Annotated in this window: 16 protein-coding genes and 1 pseudogene; 10 read left to right on the forward strand and 7 right to left on the reverse strand. The window is 65.3% G+C overall.

From position 1 onward, the window contains the following. Positions 1-12 precede the first annotated feature (12 nt). Together EG850_RS11665 and EG850_RS11670 are read left to right on the forward strand one after the other, a co-directional pair. Entirely contained in the window at positions 13-2,559 is a 2,547-nt protein-coding gene (locus EG850_RS11665) for a circularly permuted type 2 ATP-grasp protein (protein WP_124973672.1), read from the forward strand. Continuing rightward, complete coding sequence (locus EG850_RS11670; RefSeq protein ID WP_185715052.1) at positions 2,556-3,548, forward strand: transglutaminase family protein; 993 nt, start codon at positions 2,556-2,558, stop codon at positions 3,546-3,548. The genes EG850_RS11665 and EG850_RS11670 overlap by 4 nt, the downstream gene beginning before the upstream one ends. 20 nt (positions 3,549-3,568) lie before the next feature. Here the strand turns inward: EG850_RS11670 and EG850_RS11675 are convergent, their stop codons facing one another. Next, complete coding sequence (locus EG850_RS11675) at positions 3,569-4,471, reverse strand: patatin-like phospholipase family protein (protein ID WP_124973676.1); 903 nt, start codon at positions 4,469-4,471, stop codon at positions 3,569-3,571. A 52-nt stretch (positions 4,472-4,523) separates the two neighbouring features. Here EG850_RS11675 and EG850_RS11680 point away from each other — a divergent pair, with 52 nt between their 5' ends. Further along, a complete protein-coding gene (locus EG850_RS11680; RefSeq protein ID WP_124973678.1) occupies positions 4,524-5,723 on the forward strand; it encodes a cation:proton antiporter in 1,200 nt (399 codons plus the stop codon). Positions 5,724-5,843: 120 nt separating this feature from the next. On the opposite strand, the gene amrS is transcribed toward EG850_RS11680, so the two are convergent. Genes amrS through amrB form a run of 3 tightly spaced genes read right to left on the reverse strand, consistent with a single transcriptional unit; the run spans position 5,844 to position 8,260 of the window. Beyond that, positions 5,844-6,914 carry an AmmeMemoRadiSam system radical SAM enzyme gene (amrS, locus tag EG850_RS11685; protein ID WP_124973680.1) on the reverse strand — a complete coding sequence of 357 codons (1,071 nt, stop codon included), beginning with the start codon at positions 6,912-6,914 and terminating at the stop codon, positions 5,844-5,846. Then, positions 6,899-7,441, reverse strand: coding sequence for an AmmeMemoRadiSam system protein A (amrA, locus tag EG850_RS11690; RefSeq protein ID WP_124973682.1), 543 nt, complete (start codon positions 7,439-7,441; stop codon positions 6,899-6,901). The genes amrS and amrA (EG850_RS11690) overlap by 16 nt, the downstream gene beginning before the upstream one ends. 9 nt (positions 7,442-7,450) lie before the next feature. Further along, positions 7,451-8,260, reverse strand: a complete 810-nt coding sequence (amrB, locus tag EG850_RS11695; protein WP_124973683.1) for an AmmeMemoRadiSam system protein B — start codon at positions 8,258-8,260, stop codon at positions 7,451-7,453. A gap of 42 nt (positions 8,261-8,302) precedes the next feature. On the opposite strand from amrB, the gene EG850_RS11700 reads away from it, so the two are divergent. Beyond that, positions 8,303-8,818: a hypothetical protein gene (locus EG850_RS11700; RefSeq protein WP_235829311.1), complete on the forward strand. Its 516-nt coding sequence runs from the start codon at positions 8,303-8,305 to the stop codon at positions 8,816-8,818. A 10-nt stretch (positions 8,819-8,828) separates the two neighbouring features. Here the strand turns inward: EG850_RS11700 and amrA (EG850_RS11705) are convergent, their stop codons facing one another. The 3 genes from amrA (EG850_RS11705) to EG850_RS11715 form a co-directional block, all read right to left on the reverse strand. Continuing rightward, a complete protein-coding gene (gene amrA, locus EG850_RS11705) occupies positions 8,829-9,416 on the reverse strand; it encodes an AmmeMemoRadiSam system protein A (protein ID WP_124973685.1) in 588 nt (195 codons plus the stop codon). A 184-nt stretch (positions 9,417-9,600) separates the two neighbouring features. Then, the gene (amrA, locus tag EG850_RS11710) at positions 9,601-10,143 is read right to left on the reverse strand and encodes an AmmeMemoRadiSam system protein A (protein WP_124973687.1); all 543 of its coding nucleotides are present in this window, start codon (positions 10,141-10,143) and stop codon (positions 9,601-9,603) included. A 100-nt stretch (positions 10,144-10,243) separates the two neighbouring features. Beyond that, positions 10,244-12,076 carry an AMP-dependent synthetase/ligase gene (locus EG850_RS11715; RefSeq protein ID WP_124973689.1) on the reverse strand — a complete coding sequence of 611 codons (1,833 nt, stop codon included), beginning with the start codon at positions 12,074-12,076 and terminating at the stop codon, positions 10,244-10,246. Positions 12,077-12,260: 184 nt separating this feature from the next. Here EG850_RS11715 and EG850_RS11720 point away from each other — a divergent pair, with 184 nt between their 5' ends. From EG850_RS11720 to EG850_RS11745, 6 genes and pseudogenes are all read left to right on the forward strand, one after another. Further along, a complete protein-coding gene (locus EG850_RS11720; protein WP_124973691.1) occupies positions 12,261-13,640 on the forward strand; it encodes an MFS transporter in 1,380 nt (459 codons plus the stop codon). A gap of 1 nt (position 13,641) precedes the next feature. Continuing rightward, positions 13,642-14,862, forward strand: a complete 1,221-nt coding sequence (locus EG850_RS11725) for an MFS transporter (protein ID WP_124973693.1) — start codon at positions 13,642-13,644, stop codon at positions 14,860-14,862. Between the two features lie 19 nt (positions 14,863-14,881). Next, the gene (locus tag EG850_RS11730) at positions 14,882-16,114 is read left to right on the forward strand and encodes an MFS transporter (protein ID WP_185715053.1); all 1,233 of its coding nucleotides are present in this window, start codon (positions 14,882-14,884) and stop codon (positions 16,112-16,114) included. A 27-nt stretch (positions 16,115-16,141) separates the two neighbouring features. Further along, on the forward strand, positions 16,142-16,564 hold the full coding sequence (locus EG850_RS11735) for a Rieske (2Fe-2S) protein (RefSeq protein ID WP_124973697.1): 423 nt from the start codon (positions 16,142-16,144) through the stop codon (positions 16,562-16,564). Between the two features lie 31 nt (positions 16,565-16,595). Further along, the gene (gene malQ / locus EG850_RS11740; RefSeq protein WP_124973699.1) at positions 16,596-18,818 is read left to right on the forward strand and encodes a 4-alpha-glucanotransferase; all 2,223 of its coding nucleotides are present in this window, start codon (positions 16,596-16,598) and stop codon (positions 18,816-18,818) included. A gap of 196 nt (positions 18,819-19,014) precedes the next feature. Beyond that, positions 19,015-19,345, forward strand: a pseudogene (locus EG850_RS11745) (hypothetical protein); the annotation flags it as partial.

Here is a 19,345-nt window from a genome sequence, read left to right on the forward strand (position 1 = left end):
TACGCTCGAACCGTGTCTACCGCCGCTGAACTGCACCAAACGCGCGCTGACGAGTTCCTGGGCAACTATCTCGCTGAGATCGCCGACCGGCCGGGCATCGACGAAATGGTCGAGGCCGGTGCGTTTCGCACCTCGCAGCGGGAACTCATCGAATCGGTCATCGGTGCCGGGCACAGCGGTCTCGCGCGGGCACGTCGCCGCGCCGAGCACTTCATCCACGACGATGGTGTCACCTACGGCACCGCGCTCAGTGACGAGAGCCCGGGCCCCTGGCGCATTGATCCGCTCCCGGTCATCATCGCCGGTGACGAGTGGACCTCAATCGAACGCGGTCTCGCCCAGCGCAATGAACTCCTGCGCCGCATCTTCGACGACGTCTACGGCGAGCAACGGTTGCTGCGCTCGCGGAAAATCCCGGCCGAAGTCGTGCTCGGTCATCACGGCTACGTACGCCAGGCTGCGGGCATTCCGCAGGCGTCCAAGCACCTGATTCTCAGCGCCACCGACCTCGGGCGCGATGGCAACGGCGATTGGGTCGTGATTGACGATCGCCTGCAGGCACCATCGGGTGCCGGCTATGCCATGGCCACCCGCCGCATCGTGGCGCAATTGCTCCCGCGCGTGCACCGGATGGTCGACCTCGCGAAACTGCGCGGGTTCTTCCACACTATGACGGCTGCGGTGCTTGCCGTCGCGCCCGAAACTGATGGCGAGCCGCGCAGCGTCTTGCTCTCGCCGGGACACGCTTCAGAGACCGCGTTCGACCAGGCGTTCATGGCGTCGCTACTCGGTTTTCCGCTCGTTGAAGCCGACGACCTCGTCGTGCAATCGGGGCGCGTGTGGTTGCGCGCCAGCCACGGCCTCGTGCCGGTGGATGCGGTGATGCGGCGCGTCGACGAAACCTGGGTCGACCCGCTCGACCTCCGCGGCAATAGCCGCCTGGGCGTGCCGGGCGTCCTTGAGACGGTGCGGCAGCAACACACTGCGGTGCTCAACCCGATCGGCGCGGGCGTGCTCGAAAACCCCGGCATTGTGCCGCTGTTGCCTGAACTCTGCAGGGAGATCCTCGGCGAAGAGCCGCTCTTGCCGAGCGCTGAAACCTGGTGGTGCGGTGACGACACCGGCCGCTCACACGTGCTCGCGAATCTCGAACAGCTCCTGCTCAAGCCAATCCATCGCACGACGATTCCGCACACGATCCCCGGGTGGGAGCTGTCGAGCACCGAGCGCGAGGAATTGCGCCAGCGCATCGAAGCCGAGCCCTGGGCGTGGACCGGCCAGCGACCGCTCACCCTTTCAAGTGCGCCGGTCGTGACCGACACCGGCGTCGAAGCTCGCCGCTTCGTGTTGCGCACCTTCGGCGTTCGCCTCGCCGATGAACACGTGCTCATGCCCGGCGGACTCGGCCGAGTCGGTGCCACCCGCGACACGACTCACATCACGAACGCCTCGGGCGCGCTTGCGAAGGACGTCTGGATCGTCGGCGGCAGCGAAAATCTCGGCCTACCGGTGCTCGAACTCGTCGGCGAACGCCGCCGCCCAGTGCGCGAAGCACTCGGCTTCGAAATCACGCCGCGTGGTGCCGACAACCTCTACTGGTTCGGTCGCTACTCAGAGCGCACCGACGCGACCGTGCGCTTCCTCGCGGTCGCGAACGACCTCGCGAACGATCACGGCGCGCATCCCGATACTCCGGGTGGTGCGGCGCTGGCCCGCATCCTCGAGGCCGTGTCGCGCACCCTCGGCGTGCGACGTCTCGACGAAAACGAAACGGCAGTGAGCTACCTGCGTAAGCTCGTCGACGATCGGCGCACGCCCGGCACCGTCGGTGCCTCAGTCATCCGCCTCGAACTCGCCGCGCAATATGTGCGCGAGCTCCTCTCGGGCGACACCTGGCCGGTGCTCGCCTCACTCGAGCGCGCCGTTGACGGGGTGCCCGGTGACGACGACGAACTGCAACCGATCTTCGATGAGCTGCTCGGGCCGCTCCTTTCGCTGCAGGGTATCGTCGCGCACGGTCTCTACCGGGATGCATCCTGGGCCTTTGTCGACGCCGGCATCCGCATGGAGCGCGCGCAGTTCACGCTCGGCCTGCTGCGCTCGACCCTCTCGGATGCACAATCACCCGTCACCGAATACCTCGTCTCAGAAGCCGTGCTCGGCATCGGCGACTCGACCATGACGAACCGCCGTCGGATCGCCGCGGGACAGGGGCCGCGCGGCCAGGTGGAGTCGACGCTCGACCTCCTCCTCACCGAACCTGACAACCCACGCTCAGTGATGTTCCAGATCGTGCGCATTGCCCGCAACCTCAGCCGCATCGGCGATGAGCAGCTCGCGGCACGCATGCACGCGCTTGGCGAGACCCTCGCCGCCGCCGATGTCGACCAGCTCACCGACCGCAGGAGCCTGCTCATCACACTTCTCGATGAGACCCGGAGCGAATTGCAAGCCATCAGCGATGAGATCAGCCGCCGCCACTTCACCCGCCAGGCGCCGCAGTCCACGTTCCAGCAGCGCTGGTATGCCGATGAGCGCGAGGAGGGGTGGTCAATTTGAGCGAACACGACGCCACCGTGAGCGGATTCGACCTTGACCGCATCCGTGCCGATCATCACCTGCCCCGCACCTATCTCGTGCGGCACGTCACGCGCTATGACTATGAGGCTCCGCGCTCAGCGGCCTACGAGCGAGGTCGGCTGACCCCGCGCGATACCGCAACGCAGCAGGTTGTGTCGACCACGACGACGCTCGAGCCAACGCCCGAAGTGCACACGACGCACGTCGACAACTACGGCAACCTCAGCGAGTACATTGAGGTGCGCGAGCCGTACACGATGCTCGAACTTGCGAAGGAATCGGTCGTTCGGGTGGATTGGCCAGCCCCCGATGTGGAGGCACTCAACCGTTGGAGCCTCGCGGAGGCCGCGCAGGCCGTGGCCGCGAACGGCGACCCGGTGGACGTCACCGAATTCACGATGGCCTCACCGCTCGTCGAGGTGACGCCCGAGGTGGCGGCGTACGCGGCTGAAGTACTGCATCCTGATCAGCGCTTTGGTGACGCGCTCGTACACCTCACCACCTCGATCTACACCGACTTCACCTACAAGTCGGGTGTGACGAATGTGCGCACCACGCTGAGCGAATTGCTCGAGTTGCGCGCGGGCGTCTGCCAAGACTTCGCCCAGCTTGCGATCGGATGCCTGCGCACCTTTGGTATTCCCGCGCGCTATGTCTCGGGATACCTCGAGACGAGCCCGCCGCCCGGCGCGCCAAAGCTGCAGGGCTCGGATGCATCGCACGCCTGGGTTTCTGCGCTCACGCCCGAGGGTGGTTGGGTCGATCTCGACCCGACGAACAACCACTTCGCCGACTCGCGCTATGTCGTGACCGCCTGGGGTCGAGACTTCCAGGATGTGTCGCCGCTGCGCGGCATCGTCTATGGCGAAGACACCGAGTCAACGCTCGATGTGGGCGTCGATGTGCTGCTGCTCAACGATCTTGGCGAAGTGGCTGTCGAGGTTGTGCCGAAGGTGCGACCGGCGTAGGCCATGGCGAAACGATCGGCCTAGGCAGCCGGCAACTCGAGAAATTCGCGCCAGGCCGGCACCTCGCGTCGGGCCTGCTCGGTACCAAGCTCATACATCCGGGCGAGCTTGCGCACATCGGTTTCGGAGTTTGAGACCGTGAGGTGCTCGGGGCAAAAGAGGTACGCCTGACCCGCGCGTTCGAGGTCGAACAGCTCCGCCCGTGACTCGTTGTAGCGGCGCGGACGCTTGAGAATCGCGTCGATCACGGCCGGATACTTGCGGAATGTCGTGCGATAGAACCCGGGCACCCGGCTCGCGGGCTTCACATAGTCGCGCGGACGCGTCATCACCACGAAATACTTCGAGTACCCGGCCGCTTTCGCCGCGTCGAGCGCGAAGCCTCCGGTGAGCCCCAGCGCACCGTCGACGTAGGTGCGGCCGTCAAGTTCGACCGGTGGCATGAGCAGCGGCAGGCTCGAGGATGCGCGCACACGCAGCATGAGATCGCGCATCGTGGAGATGTCGTCGCGACCCCAATATTTCGTCGCACCCGACCTGGCATCGAACGCACCGATGGCAAACTGCGTCGGATTCGCCTGATAGGTCGCGAAATCGTAGGGGAGTGCTTGCCCCGGCGCCCCAGTTTCTTCATAGATGTACTTCGCGTTGAACCGGCCCTTGCCCTGCACCCAGGTGAGCCAACTGCCGAATTGCGGATCGGCGGCAAGGTCAACGAACGAGGTGCGCGCCCGCACGCCATCGCGCGAGAGATAGTTACCGGTGCAGCTCGATCCCGCCGAAATGCCACCCACCCAGTCGAAGAAGATGCCCTGGTTCAGGAGTTCGGCGACCACCGCCGAGGTGTAGCTTGCCCGCATCCCACCGCCCTCAAAAATGAGCGCAACATCGTTGACGTTCGTCGTGAGGGTGCTCGTGTTCATAACTTCATCCTCGCATCGACGGGCTCAACCAAAGTGGCCGTACGATGCAGAGATGACATTCGCGATGCTCGCGCTCATCTGCGCAATCGCGCTGGTGGGGCCGTTGCTCGCACTGCCGCGTAGGATGCGCGTGCCGGTCGCGCTCGGCGAACTCGCCATTGGTCTCGCGTTCGGGGTGACGGGCACGGGGTGGCTCGAACCTGGGGATGCGACCTTCGCGTTTCTCGCCGAGATCGGCTTTGCACTCGTGCTCTTCAAAGCCGGCACACAGGTGCCGGTGCGCACCGAGGGGATGCGACGGGGGTTCTTCCCAGGGGCGGGACGGGCGCTCCTCATCGGCCTACTTGCGGTGCCCGCAGGGCTTGGCCTTGCGGCGCTATTTGGCACGCACGATGGGATGCTCTACGCGGTGCTGCTCGCCTCATCGTCAGCAGCGATCATCGTGCCGGTGATGGGCGAGACGAAGGTGACGAGTCGCAAAGGGCTCGAATTGCTGGTGCAGGTCGCCATCGCCGATGCCGTCTGCATCATCGCGCTGCCGCTGGTCATCGCTCCCGATCGGATGGCGATTACGGGACTCGGGGTGCTCGCCGTGCTCGCGCTCGCCGTGGTGATCTTCTTCGTGTTGCGCGCCATCGAGCGCTCCGGCTGGGAAGAACGCATCCGTGAGGTGTCGAAGGAACGCGGCTTCGCTGTTGAGCTGCGAGTGACGCTGACGCTCCTCTTCTCGATCGCCGCGGTCGCGGCGCTCACGCACGTCACCGTGATGCTCGCGGGTTTCGCGCTCGGACTTGCGGTCGCGGCGGTTGGTGAACCGAAACGAGTCGGCAAGCAAATCTTTGCGCTCACCGAGGGGCTCTTCGGGCCAATCTTCTATGTCTGGCTCGGGGCATCGGTGAATCTGCGAGAGGTCGTCGACCACCCGGAAGCCGTGCTGCTCGGCATCTCGCTCGGCGTCGGTGCGATCGTGCTCCACCTCGTCGGGGTGCTCACCCGCCAGCCTTGGCCGCTGGCGCTTGCGGCGAGTGCGCAGCTTGGCGTGCCCATCGGCGCAGTGTCGCTCGGAGCTGGGACCGGGGCGTTTCAGCCGGGCGAGACCGGGGCCATCCTGCTCGGTGCGATGGTCACGCTCATCGCGGCGACGCTCGCCACCGCGCCGATGCGCCACCACCTCGAGGATGCGCCGGAAGGTGTTGCCGCTGAAGGGGCGAGCGAAGGTGGCACGGTCGAGTCAGCGCATGAGCCTTCGTGACAAACCTGAGCCTTGTTGCGAGCCTTTGTGACAAACCTGGGCGAAGTATGGGCCAGGGATGGCGTGTTGGGTCAGGGTTGGGCAGGGCACTTCGAGAACCTCAATGCGCCAACGGGAGTCTCAGTGCTCGGCGATCCGCACGGGGATGCGGCGGGCGCCGAAATTGCCGGCACGTTCAGCGAAGCGGCCCGGGATCGCCGTGCCGCACTCGCGACAGCGACCGGCCGCATCCAAGTGATAGCCGAGGATGCGGTACCAATCGCGCTCGATGACGGCAGCCCCGCAGCCTGGGCACCAGGTCGTATCGCCCTCGGCATCGTGCACATTGCCGGTGTAGACGAACTTCTCGCCGGTATCGAGGGCGATCTGTCGCGCCCGCTGCAAGGTCGATAGCGGTGTGCGCGGTACATCGCGCATCCGATGATCGGGATGAAAGGCGCTGAAGTGATGCGGCACATCATCACCAAGCTCCGCAACGATCCACTCCGACATCGCGCGGATCTCCGCATCCGAGTCATTGTGGCCCGGGATGAGCAGCGTCGTGACCTCAAACCAACACTCGGTCTCGTGGCGCAGGTAGGTGAGCGTGTCGAGCACGACCGAGAGCTTCGCGCCGGTGACACGCTGGTAGAACTCCTCGGTGAAGCCCTTGAGGTCGATGTTCGCGGCATCCATCGCGGCATAGAGTTCACGCCGCGGCGCGGGCGAGATATAGCCCGCGCTCACGGCCACCGGATGCACCCCGCGCTCGCGGCAGGCCGCAGCGACATCGATTGCGTACTCGGCGAAGATCGTCGGATCGTTGTAGGTGAAGGCGACCGATTCGCATCCGCGCGCTTGGGCTACTTCGGCAATACGCTCGGGCGAAGCCTCGTCGGCGAGCGAGTCGATCTCGCGTGAGGTGGAAATATCCCAGTTCTGGCAGAACTTGCAGCCGAGATTGCAACCCGCGGTGCCGAACGAGAGCACCGAGGTGCCGGGGTAGAAGTGGTTGAGCGGTTTCTTCTCAATCGGATCGATGCAGAACCCGCTCGAGCGGCCGTAGGTGTCGAGCACGAGCTGGTCGCCCTCGCGCAGGCGCACAAAGCAGAAGCCGCGCTGGCCGTCTTTGAGTCGGCACTCGCGCGGGCAGACATCACACTGGATGCGGTCGCCGACCGGGTGCCACCAGCGGGCTACGGCTCCTGCCATGAGCTCACCCCGTATCGCTCGAGGGTGGTGTCGGCGGGCCAGGTGTTCGGGTCGAGGCCTGCCTTGGCGAGCAGGTGGCTGAGGAACTGATTTGGGTCGGGCAGGCTCTGCCACACCTGCGGTAGGAAGGTCGCACGGTGGCGGCCCGCGTGTAGCACCACGCCATCGACGCCCGGTCGTAGCGCCGCGATGGCGCCGGCCCGGGTGCCGTCATAGCCGATTGCTTTTGGTTCAGTGAGTTCGGACACTTCGATGCGGATCTGGTCGAGTTCACTGCGCTGCAACGGCCCGAACCGCGGGTCTTGGAATGCCGCCGCGATGGCGTTCTCGGCCACATCGTCGCCGAGATCGCGATAGGCGCGGAGGGTGCCGATGCATCCGCGCAGCTTGCCGTCGATCGAAAGCGATACGAACGAGGCGCCGGGCTTGCGCAGAGCGTCGTCGCGCGCAGGCATCGGCGCATGCACGCCGAGTTCGTTGGCGATGGTGCTGCGGGCAATGGCGAGGAGGATCGTGCCGTGGTCCATAGTGCGTCCCTAGTCAGACGAGGCGGGTGGGGCGTGGAAGGCGACAGTCGCGTAACCGACGACTCGGCGCAGGTCACCATCGGGGGTATCGCCCGAGTTGCAGGCGCTCACGAGGCTTGGTTGCCAGTGCTTGGCGCGGGCGCGGGTGAGGAGGCCGTTGAGTGGTCGCACGCCGCAGGCGTCGGTGGGCTGCAGGGTGGCGTCGAGCGCAACGATGCGTTGCAGCGTTTCGGCGTCGTGCGCCCGTGCCGATTCGTATGCCTCGAAGTGCGAAAGATCGCTCGAAACCAGGATGACCGTCTGCGGGTCACCGTCAAAGAGTGCGATCACTTCGGCGACGGTCGCCGGTGGCACATCGCCGACGGCGAGCGGTACGAGTGCGAAGTCACCGAGTTGCCGCTGCAGAAATGGCAGGTGCACTTCGAGCGAGTGCTCTTCAGCGTGCACGCGCGGGGCAGTAATCACTGCCGGATGCGTGAGTGCCCGGGCAACGAGGTCACGATCGACACGCACATCACCGAGCGGTGTGTTGAAAGCGTCGAAGCCGGCATCGGCAATACCGCGGATGCCGACGCGGTGGGTCGGGCCAAGCAACACCACGGTGCGCACCGAGCCGATGTCGAGCTGGACATATCCCGTAGCTGCCGTTGGTCCCGAAAAACGGTGTCCGGCGTGGGGCACGACGAGCGCACGCAACGGCACGCCAGGCGCAACATCGGGCACGCTCGCTTCGGCGAGCATCCGGTCAACCGACGCGCTGAGTTCAGCCGCATCGGCTGGATAGAACAGTCCCGCAACCGCGGGCGAACGCACGGTCATGGCCTCAGTGTGACACCGCGCGCTCTAAGTAGGCTCCATGCTGTGACCTATTTCGCCGAACAATTGCGTGCCGCGGCCGCCGAGGCGGCGCAGCAACTGCGTGCCGCGGCCATCGAACCGGATGCAGTGGCCGAGTATGAGCCGCCGCGTCGCCGGTTCATTGGCACGCGGGCCGCGCGGATGCGCGAGATCGGCCGGGCTTGGAAGCTTGGCGCGCTGCTCGTTACCGACGAAGGCGAGCTCCTCATCGCGGGGGAGACGCTGCGTGCCCACGAGCCGCCGCCGATCCTTGGCTACACCTCGGAGTCGGCGCGTGAGCGCGATGCGTTGCGGCACAGTGCGATTCGTGGCGGCTTTACCGAGGGCACGACGGTGCACTGGGCGACGCAGCCGATTGATCTGGATGCACTTGACGCCGACTCGACGCCACTCGCCGTTCGTGACGGTGCACTCGTGGTGCGCTGGTCGCCGCGGGCACCGCTCTCGTCGGCGATGCCACTTCAGGCATATCTTGCCGAGCGGGTGGAACTTGCGATTGCGCCCGACCGGGGTGCTTAGCGCGCGAACACTAGTTCGCGACCGACCCCACAAGCTCCTTCGCCGGGCGAATCGGGTCACCGTAGATGCGCGTCTGGAAGCGCGTGGCACGAATGTCATCGGCCCAGAAGTTGCCCGGGCGGCCAGCCTTGCGCAGGAGTCCCGACACAAATGCCGCCTTGGTCGGCGCGGTGCGCCACGCGGTTGGCATGAACGAGGCGTGCTTGCTGCCGCGCTCAAGCAATAGGCCATCAATGTTCGGCCGCAAGTGATCGAAGAGCTCGAGCTGGCTGTGCACCGTGAGCGGCTCGATATTGGTCACGATTGCCACCTCGATCGCAATTCGTTCGAATTCATCCCGGGTAATCGGCGCAAACCGGGGATCGTGGAATGCCGAGTTCACCGCGTTTTCAGCGATATCGGCGGCGAGACTGCGGAAGGGACGAACGGTACCGAGGCTGCCGCGCAATTGGCCATCGATGCTCAACCGCACAAACGATGAACCGCGGCGGTGCAGGTCGATGTCATCGACCATCGGCGGCACATGCGTCCGCAGACCCAACTCGGCAGCGATAGCACCGCGGGCGATGGCAACGTAGGGGTGGACAGACTCAGACATTGGATCTCCTCGACCGGAAGCTGAATCGGCGGCGCATCCGGTCGCTGCGTCGTCGCGTGTGGAGGCGACACTACGCCCGCCAACACCTGTCGCGAGCGGAAAACCGGTGTTGTCAGCGATTTCGAAGGAGGGAAGCGAATGCCCAGAAACGTCGGCGCATCATGCATCCGGTTTCTCGGGCGGCCTACTGCTCCCGAAAGGTGCGCACCCGAAAGCGCGAAAGTGATACTTCGTCTGACCAGAAGTCGAGTGGAATGCCCGCGCGATGCTTGAGGTGCGTGACCATGTCGAGCGAATTGGTGTAGCGCTCCCAGGCTTGCGGCAAGACCGCCGCGTGGTGCTTGCCGTAGCGAATCATCACCCCGTCAACGCCGCGGCGCAATTGCTTGAGGACGGCGCGCTCGTCGCTCGCCACGAGGCGTTCGGGGGTTTCGAGCACCGACACCTCGAGTCGCACCTCGTCGAGTTCGTCGAGGTCGAGCGGTGCGCGCTTAGGGTCGCGGAACGCCGCGCTGACCGCGTTGTTCGAAATGTCGTCGCCGAGTTGGCGGAAGGCTTCCGCGGTGGAACCGTGCCCGCGCAGATGACCGAAGGTGTCGTACACCTCAACCGAACTCGCCCCGCGCTCGCGCAGGCGTTCGCTCAGCGCCGGGTAGGCGACTGTCTTGCCGAGTTCACTCAAGATGGATGCGCGGGCAAGGCCGAGCACGAGGTTGCCGTCGATCATGGTTGTCTCCTCTCGTCCGGAGACGAGTGCGGGCCCCTGGAGCGGTGCCCAAGCAACCTGAAAGCCTACGCCCGGTGGGGCTGGAAGTGCTTCGAGGGCCTCAGCGCGCGTCCGCGCCGTAAATGTCGGTCATCGCATCCGAGAAATTGGCGAGCACTACCCGGCGGATGAGCTTCGTCGAGGCCGAGATCTCGCCCTCGGCTTCAGAGAACGAGCGTCGCACGACGGTGAACTTGCGAATTGACTCGGCCCGCGAGACCTTGAGATTCGCCTGGTCAATCGCGCGCTGAATCGAATCGCGAACTGCCGGATGCGTGCGCGCCTGCTCGAGCGTGAGCTCGCCCACACCGTGGTTGCGCAGCCACGTCGGCAGCATCGCCTCATCAAGCGCGATGAGTGCACCGATGAACGGCTTGCCCTCGCCAACCACGAGCACTTCGCCGATGAGCGGATGCGAGCGCAGCTCACCCTCAAGCACCGCCGGCTGCACATTCTTGCCACCGGCGGTGACGATGATTTCCTTCGTGCGACCAGAGATCTTGAGGTAGCCATCGGCATCGAGGTAGCCGATATCGCCGGTGCGGTACCAGCCGTCCTCATCAAACGAGGATGCGTTGGCCTCGGCATTATTGCGGTAGCCGCGGAAGACACCGGCACCCTTGATGCGCACCTCGCCGTCTTCGGCAATGCGGATGGAGGTGCCCGGATAGGGTGCGCCGACGGTGCCGATCTTGATGAGGCCGGGGCGGTTTACCGACGCCGGCGCCGTGGTTTCGGTCGCGCCATAGCCCTCCATCACCGTCACGCCGATGCCGCGGAAGAAGTGGCCGTGGCGCTCGCTCAGCGCCGCACCACCTGAGATCGCGTACTCGACCTCGCCACCCATCGCGGCGCGAATCTTGCCAAGCACGAGGCGATCGGCAACAACTCGGCGCCACCGCTGCAACGCCGAGGGCCCGGCTTCCGTGTCGAGCGCGACTGACCACGACTCAGCCGCGCGCACGGCCCAGCGGAAAAGCCGTAGCTTCATGCCGGTGCCAGCCTTCGCATCCGCCGAATTCACGACCGTTTCGAACACCCGCGGCACCGCAATCAGCCAGGTCGGACGGAACGCCTGCAACTCGTTCACGAGCTGCTTCGTCGAGGGGGCGTAGCCGAGCACTGAGCCCGAATGCACGCAGAGCATCTGCGCGAACCGGCCATATGAGTGCGAAAGGGGCAGGAAGAGCAGCGTGCGCTTCTGCACACCATCGGTACCTGCCGAGACCACATCGTGCAGGCCCGCATCGGCGACACCATTCGCAACGTGCGAGAGCAAATTGCCGTGCGTGAGTTCCACACCCTTCGGGCGGCCGGTCGTGCCCGAGGTGTAACAGATCGTGGCGAGGTCATCGAAGCGCACCGCATCCCGGCGCGCGGCGACCTCGTCGTCGGCAATCTCGCGACCTGCTTCGCGAAGGGCGCCCAGCGCATCCTCGTCGAGTCGAAGCACGCGCTCGAGCCCGGTCGATTCGAGCAGGGGCTCGGTAAGTGCGGCGTGATCACCGTTCTCCACGACGAGGATGCGAATGGCTGAGTCGGTCACCATCCACTCGACCTGCTCCTGCGAGGAGGTGTGATAGATCGGCACGACGACACCGCCCACGGCGAGCACCGCGAAGTCGAGCACGGTCCACTCGTAGCGCGTGGCGGCCATGATGCCGACCGTGTCACCGGGGGAGATGCCAAGGGCAATGAAGCCCTTCGCCGTCGCGAGCACATCATCAGCAAGCGTGCGCATGGTGATCGGTGCAAAGTCGCCACCGCGGCGTTCCTCGGCGAACACCGATTCGGGGTCGCGTTCGAGACGCTCACGCAACATGGAGTTGAGTGACTGCTCGGCCGAGAGCTTGGCACTCGGCGGGGTGGTGGTTTCGCGAAGGCGCGGCGACATCTCACACTTCTCTGCTGATCAAGAGGATTGGGGCAAACGAACAAATCTTAGATGTCGGCAGTGATATTCGTACGCGTCCACTCACAAGCCGGGCGTGTGTGACGCCCGGAATCCCGGTCGCTCGATGTCAGCACTAGATTGTTGCTAACGCATCTTCCGAGTTTTTCTCGTGCCAGGAGTTCTGATGACCTCGCAGATCAACGTCGATCCCACCGAACCGGCGGCACTCAGTCGTTCCGAGCGGCTCGACCGGCTCCCGTTCAATCACCGACACGGGAAGTTGCTGGTCGGCTCGGGTGTCGGCTGGGCGCTCGATGCCATGGATGTGGGACTCATCTCGTTCGTCATGGCCGCCGTGGTGGCCCAGGGCTTCGCCACGACCGGTGAAGCGAGCCTGCTCGCGTCAATCGGCTTCGTCGGCATGGCGCTCGGCGCGACCTTTGGCGGGCTCATTGCCGACAAGATCGGCCGTCGTCAGGTCTTTGCGCTGACCCTCCTCATCTACGGGCTCGCTACCGGCGCCTCGGCCCTGGCGACTTCGGTGATCATGCTCATGATCCTCCGCTTCTTCATCGGCCTCGGGCTCGGGGCCGAGCTCCCGGTCGCCTCGACCCTCGTGTCGGAGTTCTCGCCGCGCCGCATCCGCGGTCGGGTCGTTGTCTGGCTCGAGGCGTTCTGGGCCGTCGGTTGGATCATGGCGGCGCTCATCGGCACGTTCGTCGTGCCCATCAGCGACGATGGCTGGCGCTGGGCGTTGGCGCTCGGCATGGTGCCGACGCTTTACGCGATCGTGGTGCGCCTGGGCCTGCCGGAGTCGGTGCGATTCCTCGAATCGAAGGGCCGCATTGACGAAGCCGAGCGAGCAGTCCGCAACTTCGAAGAAGCCTCGGGCGTGCACACCGCCACCGAACTCATTGAGCGTGCCGATCGCGAACGCGAAGCGCGCCTCGCCGCCGGTGCGAAGTCGACCGAACCGAAGGTGTCGATCTGGTCGCCCGAACTGCGTCGACGCACCATCGCACTCTGGGCGATCTGGTTCTGCATCAACCTTGCCTACTACGGCGCCTTCATCTGGATTCCGAGCCTGCTCGTTGCCGCGGGCTTCCCGCTCGTGAAGTCGTTCACGTTTACCCTCATCATCACCATTGCCCAGCTGCCGGGCTATGCCGTCGCGGCCTGGCTCATCGAAGTCTGGGGCAGGCGCGCGACGCTGGCTGTCTTCCTCGCAGGTTCAGCGTTCTCGGCAGTCTTCTTCGGGCTCGCGAACACCGAGACGCTCATCATTGTGGCCGGATGCTTGCTCTCGTTCTTCAATCTCGGCGCCTGGGGTGCGCTCTACGCCATCGGTCCCGAGCTCTACCCAACGAACATCCGCGGTACCGGTACCGGTGCTGCTGCTGGTTTCGGCCGCATCGCCTCGATCATTGCGCCGCTACTCGTGCCGGTGCTCATCACCGCGGGCGGCCCGATCCTCGTGTTCTCGGTGTTCGGTGTGGCCTTCGCCATTGCGGCCACCTCAGCGCTCTTCTTGCCGGAGCAGCGCGGAACCAAACTCGCCGATTAGCGTGGCGGCCCTTTCTCGACTTCGCAGCGACCTGCCGTGGATCGCGGCTGTGCTCGGCGGTATCGCCGCCGGGATGCACATGTGGAAGGTATCGCCATTTGTGCCGGTGTTGCGCGGCGACTTTGTAATCTCGCTCACCGATGCCGGACTCCTCATCGCCGTGGTGCAACTTGCGGGGGTGCTTGGCGGACTGCTCTTCGGCATCCTCATTGAATCGCTCGGGGTGCGCCGCTCGATAGTCATTGGCCTGGTTTCGCTCACGGTCGCCTCAGTTATTGGCGGTTTCGTTGACAGCTTTGCTTGGCTTCTCGCCCTGCGTGCACTTGAATCGTTCGGCTACATGCTCACGATCGTCTCGGCGCCCGCGCTCGTGCGTCGGGTCGCCGAAACGCATCGCCTCACAACGGCAATGGGGTGGTGGGCAAGCTATCAGGGCCTCGCCTCGGGCCTCACGCTCGCCTCGGCAGCCCTCTTCGTCGGTGTGGTGTCGTGGCAGGTGTGGTGGCTCGGTACCGCGGCGGTGAGCGCGGCGGCAGTTGCGCTCATCCTGCTCGTCGTACCCGCCGATGAACCGCACCCGCAGCGGCGCACTGCGCGGGATGTGTTCGGCGCGCTCCGGCGCACCGTGTCGTTCCCTGCACCCTGGCTCGTCGGCATCACCTTCACGAGCTACGCACTGAGCTGGATTGCCGTGATCGGCTTCCTCCCCACCGTCTACGACGCCGCGGGCATTGACCCGCGCACGGCGGGCCTGCTCACAGCCTTCGCGAGCGCGGTCAATATTGTCGGCGCCTTTGTTGGGGCCTACCTCATTCGCACCAAGCTCGGACCGCGCGGCGTCGTGTGGATCGGCGCCGCGGCCATGGGCGTCGGCGGCTGGGTCGTGTTCGCCTCGAATGCGCCCTTTGCGGTCACGTACATCGCGGTATCACTCTTCTCAGCGGTCGGTGGCCTCATCCCGGCGGTGCTCACGCGGCTCGCAGTTGAGTCAGCGCCGGCATCCGGTTCTCTTCCGATCGCACTCGGTCTCGTGCAGCAACTCGCGAACCTCGGCATGTTCATCGGGCCGATCATCGCCGGCCTCGTCGTTGACCTCAGCGGCACCTGGTCACATTCCTGGCTCATCAATGTTATTGCGGCCGCCTTCGGCGCGACGCTCATCGTGTTCGCCACGAACCACCGTTTCGGCGTGTCATGGCGTCGACCAGAGAGCGGTGAGTAGCTTGCCGGGCGCTACCAGGATGCGACAGCAGCTGCCGTGGATTGCCGCGGTAATCGGCGGCATGACCGCCGCGATGCACCTCTGGAAGGTGCCGCCGTTTGTGCCGCTCTTGCGTGACGAGTTCGGCGCCTCGCTCACGGATGCGGGCCTCCTCATTGGCATCATGCAGCTGGCCGGGGTGATCGGTGGGCTGTTCTTCGGCATCCTGATCGAATCGCTCGGCGTGCGTCGCGCCATGGTGATTGGCCTTGTTGCTCTCACCGCGGCATCGGTGGCCGGGGCCTTCGTCGGCGACTTCGGCTGGCTGCTCGCCATGCGGGCCCTGGAATCATTCGGCTACATGCTCACCATTGTGTCGGCGCCCGCGCTCGTGCGCCGCGTCGCGAGCCCAGAGCGGCTCACCACCGCAATGGGCTGGTGGGCAACCTATATGGGTGTCTCCTCAGGTCTCACGCTCGCGGCGGCGGCGCTATTCGCCGGCACGATTTCCCGGCAAATGTGGTGGCTCGGCACCTCGGCGGTGAGCGCGCTCGCGGTGGTGTTCATCCTGCTGGTCGTGCCCGCCGATCCGAAGGCCGCCGAACGCCGCAGGCCGCGAGAGGTGCTCGCCTCCCTCGGCCGCACGATCACCGTGCCCGCGCCCTGGTTCGTTGCGCTCACTTTCATGAGTTATTCGCTGAGCTGGGTGGCCGTGATCGGCTTCCTGCCGACCGTGTATGACGCCGTTGGGATTGGCGCGCGCACGGCAGGCCTCCTCACCGCACTCGCAAGCGCCGTGAATATGATCGGCGCGTTCAGCGGGGCACTCCTCATGCGCACGAAACTCGGCCCGCGCGGTGTCGTGTGGATCGGCGCGGCCGCCATGGGTATTGGTTCCTGGCTCGTGTTCGGTTCGGGTGCACCGTTCATCGTCACCTACCTGGCCGTCCTCGCGTTTTCGGCGCTCGGCGGCCTCATCCCGTCGGTGCTCACGCGACTCGCCGTCGATTCCGCCCCACCCGGAGGTTCAGTGCCGGTGGCACTCGGTCTCGTGCAGCAGCTCACGAACATCGGCCAGTTCATCGGACCGGTGCTCGTCGGCATCCTCGTTGATGTGCGCGGCAATTGGGGCTCGACCTGGTGGGTAAATGTCGCCGGCGCTGTGCTCGGTTCGATGTTGATCGTCTTTGCGACGAGCCAGCGCTTCGGGGTGCGGTGGCAACAACCGGATGCGCCAGGTGCGTCAGTCACGCACGCGGCACCGAGCAAGTGACCGGATGCGCGGGCGTACGCTGACGATATGACCTCCGCCGAACCCACGCGCCGCGCCTTCGTTCGCTCCGTCACCGCCCTCGGTGGCGCCGCAGCCACCACCGCATTTCTTGCCGCTTGCACGTCGGGTGGCGGCTCTCCTGTGGAGCCGAGCGCGCCCAGCGAACCCGTGCAGTTGCCGACGGCTGAGGTGCCCGTGGGCGGGGGTGTGGTGCTCGTTGCTCACAACATCGTGGTGACCCAGCCGACCGCCGGTGCCTTTCACGCCTTCTCGGCGATCTGCACTCATCAGGGCTGCCCGATCTCGTCGGTAGAAGATCGCGGTGCCTACTGTGCCTGCCACTCCAGCTATTTCGACATCACCTCAGGTAAGCCAGTGGCTGGTCCCGCAACGACGGCGCTCCCGACGATTGCGGTGGCGGTAAACGGCGACACACTCACCATCGGCTGATCTCGTCGCCCGACGGCCCTAGACTGCGAGCGTGACGGCTCAGACACGCACCCCAGCACTCATTGATCTTGCCGAGCGATTCGGCGTCGCCACCGCCTATTTCGATTGGCAGGGCAACCACGTCGAGGTGTCGGCTGACACCCTGATTGCCGTGCTACGAGCACTCGATGTTGATGCGAGTAGCGACGAGGGTGTTGCCGCGGCACTGCGCCGACTCGATGAGCGCGACTGGCGCCGCATCCTGCGACCCACCACCGTCGCGCTCGCCGGTCAACAACCTGAAGCAGTCGTGCACGTCCCCGACGGCGCTGCGGTCGAGGTGCACGTCGAACTCGAAGACGGTAGCACGCAGCCTGCCGAACAGATCGACAATTGGACCGAGTCGCGGGACCTCGACGGTGCTCACATTGGCGAGGCAAGCTTCCGGTTGCCGGCTGAGCTGCCGACCGGCTGGCACCAGATCGTGGCGCGCCTCCGTGTGAGCGAGGTGCCCGAAGCCGCTGCGCAAGTCCTCGGCCTTGCGACGAACCAGGATGCATCCGGCTCGCGTCGCCGCAATCGCACCAGTGGCGACGGCACGCACTTCGAGAGCCGCAGCACACTCATCGTGGCGCCCCAGCGCCCCACGAAGCAGATCGATGAGCCGACCTGGGGCCTCATGGCCCAGCTCTACCAGGCCCGCTCGCGCGGATCGTGGGGGATTGGCGACCTCGCCGATCTCGAGACGCTCGGCAAGTGGGGTGCTGACAAGGGTGCCGACTTCGTGCTCGTGAACCCGTTCCACGCGCCGTCGCCGGTCACGCCGATCGAGCCCTCGCCCTATCTGCCGACCTCGCGTCGGTTCCTCGACCCGAGCATCATCCGCATCGAACGGGCCGCGGCGAACCTCGTCATCGAAGAGCCCGCACAGCGCCGCCTCGCCGAGCTTGCCTCGTATGCGCGCCAGCAGAACACCGCCGATGTGATTGATCGGGATGTGAGCTGGCTCGCCAAGCGCGAAGCCCTCGGCATTCTCTTTGACGCCGCCCGCCGAACTGGCGGTGCCGGTTGGCAGGCGTTTGGCGAGTTTTGCGAGTCAGAAGGCGAGGGGCTCATCAACTTCGCCACCTGGAGCGCGCTCTGCGAGCAGGTTGGTGGCAATTGGCAGGACTGGCCGGAAGAGTTGCGCTCGCCCGATTCGCCGGCCGTCGCGCAGTTCCGCGAGCAATTCGCGGCGCGCGTTGAGTTCGCCTGCTGGGTGCAGTTCGTTGCCCGCGAGCAATCGGCTGCGGTGCAGGAGGAACTGCGTGAGGCCGGCATGTCGCTTGGCGTCATGCACGATCTCGCCGTGGGCGTGCATCCTTCGGGTGCCGACTCGTGGTCGCTCCATCGTGCGCTTGCTCGCGGCGTTTCGGTGGGTGCTCCGCCGGATGCCTTCAACCAGCTCGGGCAGAACTGGTCGCAGCCGCCGCTGCGCCCAGACGCACTCGACGCGACTGGGTATCGACCCCTGCGCGACATGCTGCGCGCGAGCTTCGTTGGTGCGGGAGCCCTGCGCATCGACCACATCCTCGGTTTCTTCCGCCTCTGGTGGGTGCCCGAGGGAGCGGATGCGAATGCCGGCACGTATGTGCACTACGACCACAACGCAATGCTCGGGGTGCTCTTGCTTGAGGCCGACCGCGCCGGTGCGCTCGTCGTCGGTGAAGACCTGGGGGTTGTCTCCGATCTCACCCGCGAGGCGATGGCCGAACGCCACGTCTATGGCACGCAGATCATGTGGTTCGAGCAGGAGTCGGACGGGTCACCGAAGCGTCCCGAGCACTACCGCGAGGAGTGCCTCGCGACGGTCACCACGCACGATCTGCCGCCGACCGCGGGCTACCTCGAATTCGCGCATGTGGCACTGCGCGAGGAACTCGGCCTGCTGACACGCTCGGTGGAGGAGGAACTCGACCACGAGCGCGGCTTGCTCGAAAAGTACTACGCGGTGCTCCTCGAAGAGGGGCTCATTGATGGCCCGGATGCGTCGACTGACGAGGTCGTGCTCGCGCTCCACCGCCGCATGGCGAGTTCGGCATCGAAGCTCTTTGGCGTGGCCGTGGCTGACCTTGCCGGTGACCGCCGCTCGATCAACCAGCCGGGCACTTTTCGTGAATACCCGAACTGGACACTGCCGCTCGCAGACCCGAACCGGCAGGTGCTCGGCCTGGAAGAATTGCTCGCCGCCGAGCGTGCATCGGCGCTGGCGGAGGCGGCCCAGCGGCAATCTTGAGCCTTTGAGTCGACTGCAAGGCTGCACGGGTGCTATTTCACTTTGCGTACAATTTGCGCGCCTAAAGCCGCATAAAGGATGCAGTTTTATTACAAATAGGCGCGTCGATCTGCGTTGCGCCCTCGACTTCGTAAGGCTCGCCGGACTCAATCGGCAGCAAGACGAGTGATGATGACGCGACGATGCGGCCGGTTCAATGACGAACCAGACGACAGGCTCCTCGACGCATATGGCATTTACGAAGTTCTTACTCAAGCGACTAGTGAACTATCTGGTGCTGGCGTTTATCGCCACGTCAATCGCCTATCTCCTCGCTGCCTGGTTGCTCAACCCGCAAGAGGTCATGTATCCGCCGACTACCCAGGGCGGGCGGCCAATTCCACCTGAGGTGCAGCAGGCCTATTTCGACCTTCGCAATATCAACCCGGATGTATCGATCTGGCAGCGCTATTTGAATTGGCTCAGTGATCTGTTCACGAACCCCTGGGACGAAAAGTGGCTCATCGCATTCGAGGGTGTAGGTGGGG

The sequence above is a fragment of the Gulosibacter macacae genome (genome assembly GCF_003865375.1).
Taxonomy (GTDB): domain Bacteria; phylum Actinomycetota; class Actinomycetes; order Actinomycetales; family Microbacteriaceae; genus Gulosibacter; species Gulosibacter macacae.